Raw genomic sequence first — 16,514 nt, forward strand, 5'->3', positions numbered from 1 at the left:
TCGCCGTCAGCCGCGCAACCACATCTTCCAGCGCGACATTCTCACGTGACCCGTCCTCGCGCCGCTTGATCTCGACCTTGCCTTCAGCAAGGCCCTTCGGCCCCACCATCACCTGCCAGGGAATTCCGATCAAGTCGGCGGTTGCAAACTTCGCACCTGCCCGCTGATCGGTGTCATCGTAAAGTACGTCTATCCCCTTGGCGGAAAGTTCACGATAGATTCGCTCGCATGCCGCATCAGTATCGCCGGCGCCTTGTTTCAGATTCAGGATCGCAACCCTAAACGGCGCAACCGCATCCGGCCATTTGATGCCCCCCTCGTCATGACAGGCCTCGATAATCGCACCGACGAGACGGGACACCCCCACACCGTAGGAACCACCGTGGATCGGCTGCTCGACGCCGTCGGGACCGGTCACCAGCGTCTTCATCGAGTCGGAATACTTGGTGCCGAAATAGAAGATCTGGCCGACCTCGATGCCACGAGTATGAACGCGCCTTTCTTCAGGAACCTCGCGCTCATAGCGCGGCCCGTCGTGAACGTCCTCCGTCGCGGCATAGGCCACGGTCCATTGCTTGACGATCGGCGTCAGATCGCCGTCGTAATCCACATCCGTGCCGGGCACCGGAAGATCAAGAACATCCTTGTCGATATAAACGCCGGATTCTCCGGTCTCGGCGAGAACGATGAATTCATGACTGAGATCGCCGCCGATCGGGCCGGTCTCCGCGCGCATCGGAATCGCTTTCAGTCCCATCCGGGCGAACGTGCGCAAGTAGGCGACGAACATCTTGTTGTAGGAGCGCCGCGCGCCGGCTTCGTCGATATCGAAGGAATAGGCATCCTTCATGAGGAATTCGCGGCCGCGCATGACGCCGAAACGGGGACGCTGCTCGTCGCGGAACTTCCACTGGATATGATAGAGGTTAAGCGGCAGGCTTTTATAGGAGCGGATGTAGCCGCGGAAGATCTCGGTGATCATTTCCTCGTTGGTCGGACCATATAACAGCTCGCGCTTGTGGCGATCCTGAATCCGCAGCATCTCCGGCCCATAGGCATCGTAACGCCCGCTCTCGCGCCAGAGGTCCGCGAGTTGCAACGTCGGCATCAGTAATTCGATCGCGCCGGCGCGGTTTTGCTCCTCGCGCACGATCGCCTCGATCTTCTTGAGCACCCGCAGGCCCAATGGCAGCCAGGCATAGATGCCGGCCGCCTCCTGGCGTATCATGCCCGCCCGCAGCATCAGCCGGTGCGAGACGATCTCGGCTTCCTTCGGGGTCTCCTTCAGAATCGGCAGAAAAAACCGCGACAGTCGCATGGGCAGGCCTGGAATCGCTTGGGGACACGGACGCAGGCAGTGAAACCGGATCGGACGGTAAAATACAAGGTCTGCATGACGACAGGCCGCGTGAAAGCGCGGGGAATCTCACACGCCTGAAGCAGTTCAAGCACGTGGAGCGCGGTGGCTCCCTGAGTGTCCAAAATCCTACGATCAGCGGCTCCAGACCATTCCGGTCGGCCGGCGCGACTCCGGCGCGCGATTTCGGCCGACGATCATTGCGCGTGGAGCGGTCTCAGCGCCCCGCCTTCAGCCGGACCACCGGCGCAGGCGTGCGCGGTTTGTCAGCCTGCCCCGCTTGCGGGATTTCGGTCCAGCGTTGGCTTCCCTGTTCGCATTCCTGCACGGCCGGGAAATAGAGGCTCTGGCCCGCCCGGTCCGGAAGCCGAACGACCAGGCCGAATGTGTCATAGAGGTTGTCGGGCAACGGACCGCCGCGCCAGACAACCTCATCCACGACATCAGTGATGGTTTTTCCGTGTGGCCCTTGCGCCGGCGCCTTGAGCTTCCTGCTCTTGATTTCGACATTCCAGCCCGGCTTCATCTGCGGCTTCGCCGACAGAATGCCTTCCGGCAACTTGATCCGCAGCGCCGTGGTCGCGCTGCCGTTGCAGCCGTGCGGCACGGTAAAGGTGAGATGCGCGTAGCTGTCGGCGGGTGCATCCGCCGGCTGGACCGTGACATGCGCCAACGCCGCGCTACACGAGACCATTGCTGCGGCCGCAGCGATGGCCGAACCGAGCCACGATCCTGACATACGCGTCACTTCTGGCCTCCGTCGTGTGAATGATCCGGCATCTTTTTCATCATCGCTCCGCCGGCCGGCGCGCCCGGCGCTCGGGCCCCGATACCTTCCACATCGAGCGTGACTGCCACGTTGCCGGCCTTTTCAAATTCGAGCGTGACCGGTACCTTCTCGCCCTTCTTGAAGGGATGCTTGAGACCGACCAACATCAGGTGATAGCCGCCCGGCTCCAGCTTGACCGTCTTGCCCGGCTCGATGGTCAGGCCACCCTCGACTTGATGCATTTTCATCACGCCGTTAATGGTGCTCATCTGATGAACTTCGAGCTTCCCGGCAGCATCGGTCGAACCGCCAACGAGTTTGTCAGCCACCTGGCCCTTGTTTTCGATGGTGAGATATCCACCACCAACCTTGGCGCCGCCCGCCGTGGCTCGAGTCCAGGGCTGGGAAATGACTAGATCGCCAACGCTGACGGATTCAGCGTGGCCCGGCGTCACCAGACCAAGCGCAGCGACGGCTACCACGGCCAACCATGATTTCATGACATTCTCCTCTATGGTTCTGTCACAACAGGGATTGTTCGGTCAGTCATAGGCGCTCATCGGTCGAACAACGCCGATGGGCGCATACAGGCGATCACCATCGCACCTTGAACCCAGCATAGACCGCACGCCCGAATCCGGGTTCAAACAATGGTGAATTGGCGTTGGCGCGATCGATGATCGAACTGGAAGCGATGTAGGCTTTGTTGCCGATGTTGCGGGCCTCGATGTAGCCGGAATACCTGCCGCCGTCGTCAAAACCGGCCTTCAGTCCATAAATCGCGTAAGCGTCAGTGCTCAGCGTATTGGCGCTGTCGGCATAATAGCCTTGCGGCACCCATTCGATATTCGGCCCCACGTAAAACCCGTTCGGATGTTTGTAGAGCAGTTCGCCTCGGACGAAATGGCGCGGCGCTCCTGGCAACAGATTGTTGCCGAACACCGGATCATTGTCGAAACGGAAATCGTTAAAAGTGTAGGCGATGTTGAGCCAGAGCCGGTCCGGCCGATCACCGCGCACGAAAAGATTGCGGAAGATTGCAGCGCCTGCGCCGGCCTCGATGCCCTGATGCATCGTGCGATCGGCATTGGTGACGTTGCAGTTACCGAACGCGCTGAACAGACACAGCAGTTCGTTGTCGATCTGCGCCCGGTAGTAAGTCACCTCCCAGGTGGCGTCGGGTCGCCGCACGCGCGTGCCGATCTCGTACGTCGTCGCGCGTTGCGGCCGAATGCTGGTGAAAGGAATGGTGGGAATCCCGGGACCATTCGCACTCTCGCCGTAGCTCGGCACCTCGGCGCTTCGCGAAACGTTGGCATAGGCCTGCCAGGTCGGATCGATCTGCCACAACAGTCCACCTTTCGGACTCCACAGATTGAACTCCGTCCGGCCCGACTGATCGCCGTCGCTGAGGAAGCGGTCCTGCCTGTTGCGCGTCGCGTAGAGAAACTGCGTGCCAGCGATCGCGGCGACATTCGGCAGGAAATAGAAGGAATCCTCGACATAGACCGACGTGTTCTTCGAACGATCGATCGATGATGACACCAGCGCACCCTTTTGACCACCGGCGAGATTGACCAACTGTTGATTGTCGATCCGCCCATTGAGTACATTGACGCCTGCGACCAGCCGGTTGCGGAAGCCACCGATCACGCGGTCATCGACCGCCCGCGCAAACGCGCCATAGTCCTGATAGTGATAATCAAGCCATTGGTAGATCGGATGCATCAGATGCCGGTCGACCCCGAACGCACCGAATTCCACCGTCGTGCTATCGAACCGCATCGTGGTCTTGTTACCGATCCGAACGGTGTCGATGTTGCGCTGCCAGTCGCCTGTAAGGTTGTTCACAGCGGCGGTTTGAGGTGAAGTCAGCGCCGAAAACTTGCTGACGCTGCCGGGAATGCGTTGCCGCACATTGTTGGCGTTGAGATAGAACCGCGTCTCGACGTCCGGGGAGAACTGATAGCCGACGTTTCCACTCAGGCGGTTCGCCTGGCCGAAGCTGTGATCGCGAAAGCCGTCGCTGCGCTGCGTTGCAGCGGTAATAAAACCGTCCCACGGACCGTTACTTCCCCCGGTTTTGGCCTGTAGCCGCCGGAAACCGAAAGCGCCGGCATCGACGCTGACGCCATTGATGAAGAGATCGCGACCTGACGGAGTTACAAAATTGATGGCGCCGCCGAGGGAATTGGCGCCGAGGCGCAACGCATTGCCGCCCTTGAAGACTTCGACATACTTGTAAGCGGTCGGATCGATTTCCTGGAAGTCGCCGTAGCCGTCGGCCGTGTTGATCGGGATTCCGTCCATATAGAGTTGCACGCCGCGTAGATGGAAGTTTCGCGACAAGCCCGAACCGCGGATCGACAGCCGGGTGTCGTCGCCCCATTTCGGCTGAACGAACACGCCCGGTACGTAGTCCAAAATATCCTTGATGGTGTTGGAGACGGTCGAGTTCTTGTAGGCGTCGGCCGTCACCAGCGCGACGCCACCGGGCGTCTGCTGGATTTCCCGTAGCGCCTGCTGTGCGGTGAGGACCGTCAACGATCCGGGGACGGCTGCCGGAGCCGCAGCCTGTGACGGGACGGATTCCCGGCGCGCGGCCGGAACCGATGGGACCGCACTGCGCATCGCGCGCTTCGGTTGAGGTTTGTTGGGTTGGGCCGCCGTGATTGTTACCGCCGGCAGCGCGGTTCCGGGCACCGACTGCGCGAAAACGTCAAAAGGCCATAAAACCGCGAAGGTAGCCGCCAGCACACCGCCAAGCGCGCTTGCGCCGCCGCGGGCGAGATGAATAGACATGATGGTATACTATCCCGATGCCGGACTATCGCCCGGAGCGTTCGAACGGATTCGGATCGCCACAAATCGTAGCGATCGCTCGAAATATGCTGAATCAGGAAATGCCGGGAGGGCCGCGCGCCTGCGCGTTGGAGCCGACCGCCGATGGCGCCAGGATGAAGGTCAGATCACGCCAGCGGACCGCGTTGGTAGTCCGCTCAACGTAGACAATGGAGGCTTGCGGGTCAGTTGTCGGTGTCGCGCTACTGTTGACACAGCATAACTTACAGCAAGCTCCGCCTGCCTCCTGATGGTCTGTCTGACTGTCTTGCGAAAGACTGCCATTGGCGGTGTGGGAACATATGGCGCCTGCAACCGGATCACCCGTGTTGCCCAGCGCCCGGCAAGCAGCGATCGGTGCGAAAATCTGCACCAGCATCGCAAACATGACGATTGGAAGAAGCCTTCCTAGCCGCCGTCGCATGATCCCCAGCCTTTCGCGTTGAGAGCTATCATGGCCGGAGTCGAGTGTCGAGCCGGGACTCTCAGACTATAGCGTTTTCGAGCGAAGCTTGTCCTCGGGCTTGATCCGGAGGTGGAATCCGGTTCGCTCGAAAACGCGCTAAATACCCATCAGCCGTGACAGCCGCTCCACATTCAGCAGGCCTGAATAATACGCCCAGGCGGCGGCACCATAGATCACCAATGAAACGATCGTAGTCCAGATCACTTTGCGGAGCATCAACGGCATCACCGGGGCCCCGGGATCGGTGCCCGGAGCATGCTCACCCTCTTCGTGCTGACTTCGGACGCCGAACGGCAGCATCAGAAACAGCGTTATCCACCAGAAGACGAAATAAATGGCAAAACCGGAGAAGATTGCGGAAAGCATCAGGATTGCTCGATCTCGACAAGCGCGCCGGAAAAGTCTTTCGGATGGAAGAAAAGCACCGGCTTACCGTGCGCACCAATCTTCGGCTCACCGTCGCCGAGAACGCGCGCGCCCTCCGCTATCAGGATATCACGAGTCGCGACGATGTCAGGGACCTCATAACAGACATGGTGAATACCGCCATCCGCGTTACGCTCGACAAACTTCGCAATAGGAGATGCCTCACCGAGCGGCTGAATGAACTCGATCTTCGTATTCGGCAGAACCGCAAACACCGTGATCACCCCATGCTCTGGCAGCGGCAGCGCCGCCGAGATTTCCGCGCCGAAGGCGACGCCGTAAATCTTTGCCGCCTTCTCGGCATCCCTGACCGCGATAGCCACATGATTGAGTCGACCCAGCATGTCATCCTGCAACGCAATGATTGGATTCGATTTCGCCACTGTCACCTCCGGCAATCACCGTCAGGGGGCGGCGTCAATCCGCTGCACTATAGCGTTTTCGAGCAAAGTGGATACCGGTTCAAATCAAATTCATTGAGCAACGCCTCTGATCCCTCGGAAGCGAAGGGGCTCTAGATCACCAGAACGTGAACGTAGCAGAGCGGCTTCTTACCCCACTCTTCCGCGACGGCTGCCCGCACGGCGCGACGCAATGACTCGGCCATTGCATCCGGATCGCGCCGCAGCGTTCGCGAGAACCCTTTCGCCGTCGAGACCACCGTGTCGAAAACGATATCGTCCAGCACCTCGCCGGCCATGTTCTTTTCCGGTATGCCGACGAGATCGATTTCGGGATCCTCAACCAATTCGCCTTTGTCGGTGACTGCAATCGCCACGAACACGCAGCCGGCAAACGCCATGCGCCGCCGCTCCACGACCGCGCGAGATTTTGAATCCTCCAGGATGGCGCCGTCCTTGTAGAGCCGTCCTGACGGCAATTCATCGATGATGCCCGGCTCTCCAGGCCCGAGCCGTACCAGATCACCGTTCGTGCATATCAGGACTTTCGGCACGCCTGACGCACGCGCCAACCGCGCATGCTCGGAAAGATGCAAGGCCTCGCCATGCACCGGGATCAGCAGACGCGGACGAACCCAGGAGATCATGTCCCGCAGTTCATCGCAGCGTGGATGACCGGAGACATGAACCAGTTCGGTGCGATCGGTGATGATCTCGATGCCCTGGGCCACAAGGCCGTTGATGATCGCGCCGACGGCTTTCTCGTTGCCGGGAATGGTGCGTGAGGAAAAGATCACGGTGTCGCCACGGTTCAGCGTGACCTCCGGATGATCGTCCCTCGCGATTCGGGCGAGCGCCGCCCTTGGCTCACCCTGGCTGCCCGTGCACAGCGCCAATACTTTGTCGGGCGGGAGATGGCCATAGACATCGGCGCTGCGAAAGTCCTGCATCCCGTTCAGATGTCCGGTCTCGCGCGCGACCTGCACCACGCGCGCCATCGCGCGGCCGACCACCACGACTTCGCGCCCCGCTTCACGCGCGGCATCAGCCACGGCGCGCAGCCGCCCGACGTTGGATGCGAACGTCGTCACCGCAACCCGGCCCTTGGCCGCCTTCACCAGATCCGCGATGGTTCTTGCAACCTCGGCTTCGGACGCCGACCTTCCGTCCCGCACCGCATTTGTGGAATCGCCGATCAGCGCCAGCACGCCCTCGTCGCCAAGTTCGCGAAAGCGTCGTTCGTCGGTCGGCGGACCGATGATGGGCGTCGGATCGATCTTCCAGTCGCCGGTGTGCACAACGATTCCGGCCGCCGTATGGATCGCAAGGGCATGGGATTCCGGGATCGAATGCGCCACCGGAATGAATTCGACGCCAAAGGGACCGACCTCGATGCGTCCTCCTGAGGGCACGACCGTCACCGGGATGTCCGGCGGATTGCGCTCGGCCGCGCATTTGGCCTCGAATAAAGCCGCGCTGAACCGGGTCGCGTAGATCGGGCATTTCAGACGCGGCCACAAATCGATGATGGCGCCGAAGTGATCCTCATGGGCGTGCGTCAGCACGAGGCCGACGAGGTTTTTTCGTTCCTGTTCGAGAAACCGGATATCCGGCATGATGAGATCAATGCCCGGCAAATGTTCCTCGTCGCCGAAGGATACGCCGAGATCGACCGCCAACCAGCTTCGCTGGTGACGATTGCCGATCCCGTAGATCGACAGGTTCATGCCGATTTCACCCACGCCGCCAAGCGGGGCGAACATCAACTCATCAGGCCGCGCTATCATGTTGCTCCGACCGAGGCTGCCGCGCCGAAATACACATCACCGGCGGAAACGGCCACTCGCTTGCCGTCGGAGGTCGCAACGATCAAACAGCCGTTTTTATCGATGGTATCAAACAAGCCGGATATCGTCGATGAATCAGACCGGATCGAAACGTGCTGACCGACCCCGGCCGCCCGGTCGAGCCACAGCCGCCTGATCCCGCCGAAGCCACGTCCCTCGTCCCAGATCGTCCGAAATTCAGTCCAGGCGTCGGTCAGCGCGCGAAACAAGTCTTCCGCACCGATGTCGATGCCGAGATCCCTCAACGCAACCGCCGGATACGGCATCCCCTCAGGAGCAGCAACGACATTGGCGCCGATGCCGACGACAACGGCCAAACGGTCGTGTTCGACGATTTCGGCCTCCAGCAGGATCCCAGCGAGTTTCTTCCCGTCTGCCAGCACGTCATTGGGCCATTTCAGATGAAACGTTACATTCTCCGAACCCGGAGACCTCATACGCGCTTCAAGGCTGACGGATCGCAGCGCAGCTTCGAGCGCCAACCCCGCCGCAAAGCTTAAGGTCGCCGCCACGGCGGGCGAGATGTCGATAACCTCAAGCACGCTGCATGCCAGATTGCCCGGAGGAGAGATCCAGCTACGCTGCCGACGACCACGTCCCGCAGTCTGCTCCGCCGCAACCAGCCAGATCGGGCCGGTCTCGCCCGCTCGCGCACGCATCAACGCTTCGGCGTTGGTCGAGCCGATGCGATCGAAGACCGCCAGCCGGTAACCAGCCGATGCAGCTCGTGGACCGAGCGAAAATGCCATTCGAACAATGCCGTCAGAACAATGATTTCGCAGCCGCCGTGGCGGCGCTGACCAGAGGTCCGGGATACGCGAAGAACAGCATGTTGAAAAGCGCGGTCGCGGCCACTATCGAACGTAATTCGAGATGAACGGCGTCTGTCGCCTCGGCGCGCTCGTCAAAATACATCACCTTGATGACGTTGAGATAGTAGAATGCACCGACCACGCTGGTGATGACGCCGATCACCGACAGCGCAAACAGCCCGGCCTTGATGGCGGCGCTGAAGACATAGAACTTGGCGAAGAATCCGGCCAGCGGCGGAATGCCGGCCAGCGAAAACAGCAGCATGGCAAAGAAAAACGCCAGCAGCGGATTGGTCCGCGACAACCCCGCGAAATCACTGATCTGCTCCAGCGCCTGACCGTTACGGCTCATGGCGAGGATGACCGTGAAAGCCCCGAACGTCATCACGGTATAGATGACCAGATACAGCACCACGCCCTGCGCGCCCTCGACCGTGCCGGCGGCGAGACCGACCAGCGCAAAGCCCATGTGGCCGATCGACGAATAGGCCATCAGCCGCTTGATGTTGCGCTGCCCGATCGCGCCGAAGGAGCCCAGCGCCATGGACGCGATCGCCACGAAAACCACGATCTGCTGCCATTCGGCGACAACCCCGGAGAATGCCGTCAGCACCACGCGGGTGAACACCGCCATCGCCGCGATCTTCGGCGCCGAGGCGAAGAAAGCCGTGACCGGCGTCGGCGCGCCCTCATAGACATCGGGCGTCCACATATGGAACGGCACCACCGACACCTTGAAACAAAGGCCGGCCAGCAGAAAGACGATACCGAAGACGACGCCGATGCTGCCGCTCTTCGCGGCGGCCGCAATGCCGGCGAAGCTGACGGTTCCCGTGAAGCCATAGATCAGTGAAGCGCCGTACAGCAACATCCCCGACGCCAGCGCGCCAAGGACGAAATATTTCAAGCCCGCCTCGGTCGACTTCACATTGTCGCGGTTGCTCGCCGCCACCACGTAAAGCGCAAGGCTCATCAATTCGAGCCCGAGATACAGCATGATCAGGTCGGCCGCCGAAATCAGCACCATCATGCCGACAGTCGAAAGCATCACCAGAATCGCGAACTCGAACATCCGGCGGGATTGGTCCTCAAGGAATTCCCGGGACAGAACGAGCGTTGCCGCGGACCCGAGCAAGGCAAGTATTTTCAGAAACCGGGCGAACTCATCGACGATGAAGCTGCCGCCGAAGGTAGTCAGCCTGCCACCCGGCAACAGATATTCAATCACGCCGGTCCCGATCAGAGCGCAGATAGCGAGGCCGGTCACGAGACCTGCTGCACGCTGACCACACCATGCCCCGATCAAAAGCAACACCATCGCGGCAATCGCGAGCACGATCTCCGGCAAGACAGGAAGAAGTTGATATCCGGCGGCCTCAACCATCATAGCTCGTGTCCCTGACCTGCCGCGATCATGGCAGCGCCGCCGCCTTGATGGCGGCGGTCGCGCTTGCGTAATTATTGACGAGATTTTGTACGGAAGCTGCCGAGAAATCGAGCACCGGCTTCGGATAAACGCCGAACAGAACCGTCAGCACCACAAGCGGCGCCAGCGTCAAACCCTCGCGGAACGTCAGATCCTTGATGGTCGCAAGCGACGGTTTGACCAGCGCACCGAACACGATCTTGCGATAGAGCCATAAGGCGTAAGCGGCTGACAGGATCACGCCGAGCGTTGCTGCTACCGCCGTAGGTATGCTGACCTTGAAGGTTCCGATCAGGGAGAGGAATTCTCCGACAAATCCGGAGGTTCCGGGCAGCCCGACATTGGCCATCGTGAAGACGAGAAACACCAACGCATAAAGCGGCATCCGATTGACAAGCCCGCCATAGGCCGCGATCTCGCGCGTATGCATTCGGTCGTAAACGACACCGACACAGAGAAACAACGCGCCCGACACGATTCCGTGCGACACCATCTGAAATACACCGCCGTGGATGCCCTGCATGGTACCGGCAAAGATTCCCATGGTCACGAAGCCCATGTGAGCCACCGACGAATAGGCGATCAGCTTCTTCATGTCCTCCTGCATCAGAGCCACAAGCGACGTGTAGACGATCGCCACGGCGGACAGCACGAAGACCAACGGTGCGAAGTCATGCGACGCAAGCGGAAACATCGGCAGCGAAAATCGGAGGAAGCCGTACCCTCCCATCTTGAGCAGGATCGCCGCGAGAATCACCGAGCCCGCTGTCGGCGCCTCGACATGCGCATCCGGAAGCCAGGTGTGCACGGGCCACATCGGCATCTTGACCGCGAACGATGCAAAGAAGGCGAGCCACGCCCACTTCTGCAAATTGTACGGGACAGCGGTTTGCATCAGCGTCGGGATGTCGGTGGTGCCGGCATTCCAGTAGAGCGCCATGATGGCCAGCAGCATCAGAACAGAGCCGAGCAGCGTATAGAGAAAGAACTTGAAGGTCGCATAGACGCGGCGCGGTCCACCCCAGATCCCGATGATCAGGAACATCGGGATAAGGCCGCCTTCAAAGAACACATAGAACAGCAGCAGATCGAGCGCTGAGAAGGTGCCTATCATCAACGTTTCCAAAATCAGAAACGCCATCATGTAGGCGGGCACGCGACGGGCAATCGATTTCCAGCTCGCGACGATACATAGCGGCATCAGCGCCGTGGTGAGAATGACGAACGGCAGCGAAATGCCATCAACGCCCATGTGATAGCGAATGCCGGTAGCAAGCCAAGTCGCCTGCTCGACAAACTGGAATCCTGTATTGGCCGGATCGAAGCGATCAACCAGGATCAGCGACACCGCAAGGGTGACGATCGTGGTCCACAGCGCAATCCAACGCGCGGTTCTGTTGGCGGCTTCGTCGCCGCCGCGAGCCATCACGTAAATCAAAACCGCGCCGACCGCCGGCAGAAAGGTCGTGACAGACAGAATAGGCCAGGTCGTCATTCTTACTGGCCTCCCGAGAACATGAACCAGGTAATCAGCCCAGCGACACCCATCAGCATCGCGAACGCATAGTGATAAAGGTAGCCGGTTTGCAGCCTGACGACGTTGCGGGTGACATCGAGCACGCCGGCAGAGACGCCATCGGGACCAAATCCGTCAATAACGAATCCGTCGCCCTTCTTCCACAAGAAGCGGCCAAGCCACTTCGCCGGACGCACGAAGATCACCTCATAAAGCTCGTCGAAATACCACTTATTGAGCAGAAACTGGTAAAGCATCGGGTGCTCGCGGGCGAGTTGGACCGGCACGTCGGGCCGCCGGATATAGAACAGCCATGCCACCGCAAACCCCAAAATCATCATCGCCGTCGGCAGGAAGGCGATCGTCTTTGGAATGTGGTGCATTTCCTCAAGAATGTGCGGATGCATCTTCACGGATTCCCGGAAGAACTCTTCGACCCCGTGCCCGGTGAACAATTCCTTGAATGGAAAGCCCGCGAGGATCGAGCCGGCTGCTAGGATTCCGATCGGAATCAGCATCCAGGTCGGGCTTTCATGCGCAGCCTTATAGTGCGCCTGGTCGTGCGGCTTGCCGTGGAAAGTCTTGAAGATCAGCCGCCACGAATAGAAAGATGTCAGACCGGCGGCGGCCACGGTCATGAAGAAACCGTAGTATGCGAACGGATTGTGCGACACGTAGGCGGATTCGATGATCGCGTCCTTCGAAAAATATCCGGCGGTCAGCGGAAATCCCGTCAGCGCCAGCGTGCCGATCACCATAACGAAGTATGTATAGGGAATGCGATCCTTCAAGCCGCCCATATTGCGGATATCCTGCTCGTGATGCATCGCATAGATCACCGATCCCGAGCCAAGGAACAGCAGCGCTTTGAAGAAGGCGTGTGTGAACAGGTGGAACATTCCGACGGTGTAGGCCCCTGCTCCCATTGCCACGAACATGTAGCCGAGCTGTGAGCAGGTCGAGTACGCCACGATGCGCTTGATGTCGTTCTGCACGAGACCGACCGTCGCCGCGAAGATCGCCGTCGTCGCGCCGATGAACATCACGAAAGCCTGCGCGTCCGGAGACAGTTCAAACAACGGCGACAGCCGCGCCACCATGAACACGCCGGCCGTCACCATGGTCGCCGCATGGATCAGCGCCGACACCGGCGTCGGACCTTCCATCGCGTCGGGCAGCCAGGTGTGCAGCAGGAACTGAGCCGACTTGCCCATCGCGCCCATGAACAGCAGCAGGCAGATCAACGTCAGGGCGTCGACGTCCCAGGCGAGGAAGTGGATCGTCTTTCCGGTCAGGCCCGTCGCCGCCGCGAAGATGGTATCGAAATCAGTGGAGCCGACCAGCATGAACACCGCGAAAATGCCGAGCGAAAAGCCGAAGTCGCCGACGCGGTTGACCACGAACGCCTTGATCGCCGCCGCATTAGCCGATGGCTTCTGATACCAGAATCCGATCAGCAGATAGCTTGCAAGGCCGACGCCCTCCCAGCCGAAGAACAGTTGGACCAGGTTGTCCGACGTTACCAGCATCAGCATCGCGAAGGTGAATAGCGACAGATAGCCGAAGAACCGCGGACGGTTGGGATCCTCGTCCATGTAGCCGATGGAATAGAAGTGCACCAGCGACGACACGGTAGTGACGACCACCAGCATCACGGCCGTCAGCGTATCGACCCGCAACGACCAACCGACCTGAAGATCACCGGAGGAAATCCACGAGAAAAGCGCGATGCGTGCGTCGTGATGCATGAAGCCAACATCGATCAGCGTCATCCATGACAGGACCGCCGACACGATCAGCAGGGTCGTCGTGATCAGCTCAGCGGCACGCGAGCCCATCGCCGGCGGTTCGCTGACATGATGATCGTCGTGACCATGGGCGTCACCGTGCCCGTGTTCATCATGCGCAGCCGCCGCGTGAGCATGACCGTGATCATCGTGATGATCGACCGTATCACCGCTGGGATTACGCCAATGCGCGCCCACCAACGCAATCAGCGCGGCCAGAATCGCGCCGATCAGCGGCAAGAAGACGATTGCCTCGATCATGCAGCTACCCCATGGAGCATGATCCCGCAGCCAATGCATCCATTGGCCGGAGAAAGCCGGTCCTCACCTTTCCGGATCATGCTTCAGCCCTTCATCAGATTGACGTCCTCAACCGCGATCGAACCGCGGTTGCGGAAATACACAACAAGAACAGCAAGACCGATCGCCGCCTCAGCCGCGGCGACCGTGAGCACCAGCAGCGTAAATACCTGTCCGACGATGTCGCCCAGGAACGCCGAAAAAGCCACCAGGTTGATATTGACCGCCAGCAGGATCAATTCCACCGACATCAGGATGACGATGATATTCTTGCGGTTGAGAAAGATGCCGAGCGTCCCCAGCGTGAACAGGATCGCGCCAACCGCCAGGTAGTGTCCGAGGCCGATCGTCATTTCACCCACTCCGCCTGGTCGGCGTCCTGCAATCCTTGCCCCGAAGCGACCTGGCGAACGCTCATGGCCATCTCGGGAGTCCGGGCGTTCTGGACATTGATATCCTGACGCTTGACACTGACCCTGTGTCGGAGCGTCAGCACAATGGCGCCGATCATGGCCACCAGCAGCACCATGCCGGCGAGCTGGAAATAATGAATGTACTTCGTGTAGAGCACGAGACCGAGCGCCTCGGTGTTGCTGACGTCGCCCGGAATAGCCGCAGTGATCGATTTTGTAACCGTCGGATTAAGGGTCCAGCCCCCGACAACGAGCAGCAACTCCAGCAGAAAGATCGCCGCGATCACCAGACCGAACGGCAAGTATTCGAGAAAACCCTCGCGTAGTTCGGCGAAGTCGACGTCGAGCATCATGATCACGAAGAGGAACAACACCGCGACCGCGCCGACATAGACCACGATGAGGATCATCGCGAGGAATTCCGCGCCCAGCAGAATGAACAGACCGGCGGCGTTGACGAACGCCAGAATGAGAAACAGCACCGAGTGCACCGGATTGCGCGACGAGATGACCATCACGGCCGATGCAACGCACACGCCGGCGAACAGATAGAAGAACGCGGGAAGGATCATGCCCCTACCTCACCGATACGGCGCGTCGAGTTCGATCGCCTTTGCGATCTCGCGCTCCCAACGGTCGCCATTGGCGAGCAGCTTGTCCTTGTCATAATAAAGCTCCTCGCGGGTCTCGGTCGCGAATTCGAAGTTCGGCCCCTCAACGATGGCATCGACCGGACAAGCCTCCTGGCATAATCCGCAATAGATGCACTTCACCATGTCGATGTCGTACCGCACTGTGCGGCGGGTGCCGTCGTTGCGGCGCGGCCCGGCCTCGATGGTAATGGCCTGCGCAGGGCAAATCGCCTCGCACAGCTTGCAGGCGATGCAACGCTCCTCACCGTTCGGATAACGGCGCAACGCGTGTTCGCCGCGGAAACGCGGCGAAATCGGATTCTTCTCGAATGGGTAGTTGATCGTCGGTTTCGGTTTGAAAAAATACCGCATGGTGAGAAAGAACGCCGAGATGAACTCGGTCAGCAGGAGCGAACGGGCTGTTGCGTTGATACTCATGACAACCTCAATTCGGCGCGATGCCAGCGAACTGCAATACGCCGGCCACGATCACCACCATCGCCAGCGACAGCGGCAGGAACACCTTCCAGCCAAGCCGCATCAGTTGATCATAGCGGTAGCGCGGCACGATCGCCTTCGCCATCGCGAACAGGAAGAACATGAAGAAGAGTTTCAGCGAGAACCAGAAGACGCCGGGCACCCAGTTGAACGGCGGCAGGTCGACCGGCGGCAGCCAGCCGCCCATGAAAAGGATCGCGCCCATCGCGCACATGGTGGTTATCGCGACATACTCGCCGAGCATGAACAACAGATACGGCGTCGATCCGTACTCGACCATGAAGCCCGCGACGAGCTCGGATTCCGCCTCGACGAGATCGAACGGCGGACGATTGGTCTCAGCCAGGGCAGACACGTAAAACACCACGAACATCGGCAGAAGCGGCAGCCAGTACCAGTTCAGGAAGGTCAGCCACGGCAATCCGATCAGGCTGGCCAATCCGCGTGTATGTTGCGCCTCGACGATGGCGGAGAGGTTCAATGAGCCCGCGCAAAGCAAGACCGTGATGATGACGAAACCGATCGACACCTCATAGGAGACCATCTGCGCCGCTGAACGCAACGCGGCGAGAAACGGATACTTCGAGTTCGACGCCCAGCCGCCCATGATGATGCCGTAGATCGACAGCGACGAGATCGCGAAGATGTAGAGGATCCCGACATTGATGTCGGCGATGACCCAGTTCAGATTGACCGGGATCACCGCCCACGCAGCCAGCGCCAGTACGCAGGAAACCAGCGGCGCCAGAAGGAACACGCCTTTGTTGGCGCCGGAAGGAATAATCGGCTCCTTCAGCACAAATTTCAGAAGGTCGGCGAACGACTGAAACAGGCCCCATGGTCCGACAACATTGGGACCTCGCCGGATCTGCACCGCAGCCCAGATTTTCCGGTCGGCGAGCAGAATGTAAGCGATCGCGATCAGCAGAACGACAAGCAGCAGCAAGCTCTGCGCCACCATCACGATCAGGGGCCAGAGGAAGTCCGTCCACAACGGCATTGCGAAGAAATCGGCCATCACGC

16 protein-coding genes are annotated in these 16,514 nt (G+C 60.0%); all 16 read right to left on the bottom strand.

All coding sequences use genetic code 11. The features are described 5' to 3' along the window. Positions 1 to 1,318 (bottom strand): proline--tRNA ligase (gene proS, locus NB311A_RS16880; protein ID WP_009799860.1); only part of this gene is annotated, 1,318 nt, incomplete at its 3' end. A gap of 256 nt (positions 1,319 to 1,574) precedes the next feature. Then, positions 1,575 to 2,096, bottom strand: a complete 522-nt coding sequence (locus NB311A_RS16885) for a YcnI family protein (protein ID WP_009799861.1) — start codon at positions 2,094 to 2,096, stop codon at positions 1,575 to 1,577. A 5-nt stretch (positions 2,097 to 2,101) separates the two neighbouring features. Then, positions 2,102 to 2,626 (bottom strand): copper chaperone PCu(A)C, encoded by a 525-nt coding sequence (locus NB311A_RS16890; protein WP_009799862.1) that lies wholly within the window; start codon positions 2,624 to 2,626, stop codon positions 2,102 to 2,104. A gap of 94 nt (positions 2,627 to 2,720) precedes the next feature. Further along, positions 2,721 to 4,928, bottom strand: a complete 2,208-nt coding sequence (locus tag NB311A_RS16895; RefSeq protein ID WP_009799863.1) for a TonB-dependent receptor domain-containing protein — start codon at positions 4,926 to 4,928, stop codon at positions 2,721 to 2,723. A 94-nt stretch (positions 4,929 to 5,022) separates the two neighbouring features. Continuing rightward, complete coding sequence (locus tag NB311A_RS16900; RefSeq protein ID WP_009799865.1) at positions 5,023 to 5,391, bottom strand: DUF2946 domain-containing protein; 369 nt, start codon at positions 5,389 to 5,391, stop codon at positions 5,023 to 5,025. Between the two features lie 138 nt (positions 5,392 to 5,529). Next, positions 5,530 to 5,799 carry a DUF1467 family protein gene (locus tag NB311A_RS16905; RefSeq protein WP_009799866.1) on the bottom strand — a complete coding sequence of 90 codons (270 nt, stop codon included), beginning with the start codon at positions 5,797 to 5,799 and terminating at the stop codon, positions 5,530 to 5,532. Then, positions 5,799 to 6,203, bottom strand: coding sequence for a methylmalonyl-CoA epimerase (gene mce / locus NB311A_RS16910; RefSeq protein WP_009799867.1), 405 nt, complete (start codon positions 6,201 to 6,203; stop codon positions 5,799 to 5,801). The genes NB311A_RS16905 and mce overlap by 1 nt, the downstream gene beginning before the upstream one ends. 170 nt (positions 6,204 to 6,373) lie before the next feature. Beyond that, on the bottom strand, positions 6,374 to 8,044 hold the full coding sequence (locus NB311A_RS16915; protein ID WP_040675787.1) for a ribonuclease J: 1,671 nt from the start codon (positions 8,042 to 8,044) through the stop codon (positions 6,374 to 6,376). Further along, a complete protein-coding gene (locus tag NB311A_RS16920; protein ID WP_009799869.1) occupies positions 8,044 to 8,856 on the bottom strand; it encodes a biotin--[acetyl-CoA-carboxylase] ligase in 813 nt (270 codons plus the stop codon). Before NB311A_RS16920 ends, NB311A_RS16915 begins: the two co-directional genes overlap by 1 nt. Positions 8,857 to 8,869: 13 nt before the next feature. Continuing rightward, a complete protein-coding gene (gene nuoN / locus NB311A_RS16925) occupies positions 8,870 to 10,306 on the bottom strand; it encodes an NADH-quinone oxidoreductase subunit NuoN (protein ID WP_009799870.1) in 1,437 nt (478 codons plus the stop codon). Between the two features lie 25 nt (positions 10,307 to 10,331). After that, positions 10,332 to 11,840 carry an NADH-quinone oxidoreductase subunit M gene (locus NB311A_RS16930; RefSeq protein ID WP_009799871.1) on the bottom strand — a complete coding sequence of 503 codons (1,509 nt, stop codon included), beginning with the start codon at positions 11,838 to 11,840 and terminating at the stop codon, positions 10,332 to 10,334. Between the two features lie 2 nt (positions 11,841 to 11,842). Continuing rightward, the gene (gene nuoL, locus NB311A_RS16935; RefSeq protein ID WP_009799872.1) at positions 11,843 to 13,909 is read right to left on the bottom strand and encodes an NADH-quinone oxidoreductase subunit L; all 2,067 of its coding nucleotides are present in this window, start codon (positions 13,907 to 13,909) and stop codon (positions 11,843 to 11,845) included. An 83-nt stretch (positions 13,910 to 13,992) separates the two neighbouring features. Further along, complete coding sequence (gene nuoK / locus NB311A_RS16940; protein WP_009799873.1) at positions 13,993 to 14,301, bottom strand: NADH-quinone oxidoreductase subunit NuoK; 309 nt, start codon at positions 14,299 to 14,301, stop codon at positions 13,993 to 13,995. Next, positions 14,298 to 14,933 (bottom strand): NADH-quinone oxidoreductase subunit J, encoded by a 636-nt coding sequence (locus NB311A_RS16945; protein WP_009799874.1) that lies wholly within the window; start codon positions 14,931 to 14,933, stop codon positions 14,298 to 14,300. Before NB311A_RS16945 ends, nuoK begins: the two co-directional genes overlap by 4 nt. 9 nt (positions 14,934 to 14,942) lie before the next feature. Then, complete coding sequence (gene nuoI / locus NB311A_RS16950; RefSeq protein ID WP_009799875.1) at positions 14,943 to 15,431, bottom strand: NADH-quinone oxidoreductase subunit NuoI; 489 nt, start codon at positions 15,429 to 15,431, stop codon at positions 14,943 to 14,945. A 7-nt stretch (positions 15,432 to 15,438) separates the two neighbouring features. Then, positions 15,439 to 16,509, bottom strand: a complete 1,071-nt coding sequence (gene nuoH, locus NB311A_RS16955) for an NADH-quinone oxidoreductase subunit NuoH (RefSeq protein WP_009799876.1) — start codon at positions 16,507 to 16,509, stop codon at positions 15,439 to 15,441. Between the last annotated feature and the right edge of the window lie 5 nt (positions 16,510 to 16,514).

Source organism: Nitrobacter sp. Nb-311A, assembly GCF_000152905.1.
Classification (GTDB): Bacteria; Pseudomonadota; Alphaproteobacteria; order Rhizobiales; family Xanthobacteraceae; genus Nitrobacter.

Coding starts and splice junctions, on each gene's coding strand:
- nuoH (WP_009799876.1), bottom strand. CDS start 16,509: ATGGCCGATTTCTTCGCAATGCCGTTGTGGACGGACTTCCTCTGGCCC.
- NB311A_RS16905 (WP_009799866.1), bottom strand. CDS start 5,799: ATGCTTTCCGCAATCTTCTCCGGTTTTGCCATTTATTTCGTCTTCTGG.
- nuoK (WP_009799873.1), bottom strand. CDS start 14,301: ATGACGATCGGCCTCGGACACTACCTGGCGGTTGGCGCGATCCTGTTC.
- NB311A_RS16895 (WP_009799863.1), bottom strand. CDS start 4,928: ATGTCTATTCATCTCGCCCGCGGCGGCGCAAGCGCGCTTGGCGGTGTG.
- nuoI (WP_009799875.1), bottom strand. CDS start 15,431: ATGAGTATCAACGCAACAGCCCGTTCGCTCCTGCTGACCGAGTTCATC.
- mce (WP_009799867.1), bottom strand. CDS start 6,203: ATGCTGGGTCGACTCAATCATGTGGCTATCGCGGTCAGGGATGCCGAG.
- NB311A_RS16885 (WP_009799861.1), bottom strand. CDS start 2,096: ATGTCAGGATCGTGGCTCGGTTCGGCCATCGCTGCGGCCGCAGCAATG.
- NB311A_RS16900 (WP_009799865.1), bottom strand. CDS start 5,391: ATGCGACGGCGGCTAGGAAGGCTTCTTCCAATCGTCATGTTTGCGATG.
- NB311A_RS16920 (WP_009799869.1), bottom strand. CDS start 8,856: ATGGCATTTTCGCTCGGTCCACGAGCTGCATCGGCTGGTTACCGGCTG.
- NB311A_RS16890 (WP_009799862.1), bottom strand. CDS start 2,626: ATGAAATCATGGTTGGCCGTGGTAGCCGTCGCTGCGCTTGGTCTGGTG.
- NB311A_RS16930 (WP_009799871.1), bottom strand. CDS start 11,840: ATGACGACCTGGCCTATTCTGTCTGTCACGACCTTTCTGCCGGCGGTC.
- nuoL (WP_009799872.1), bottom strand. CDS start 13,909: ATGATCGAGGCAATCGTCTTCTTGCCGCTGATCGGCGCGATTCTGGCC.
- nuoN (WP_009799870.1), bottom strand. CDS start 10,306: ATGATGGTTGAGGCCGCCGGATATCAACTTCTTCCTGTCTTGCCGGAG.
- NB311A_RS16945 (WP_009799874.1), bottom strand. CDS start 14,933: ATGATCCTTCCCGCGTTCTTCTATCTGTTCGCCGGCGTGTGCGTTGCA.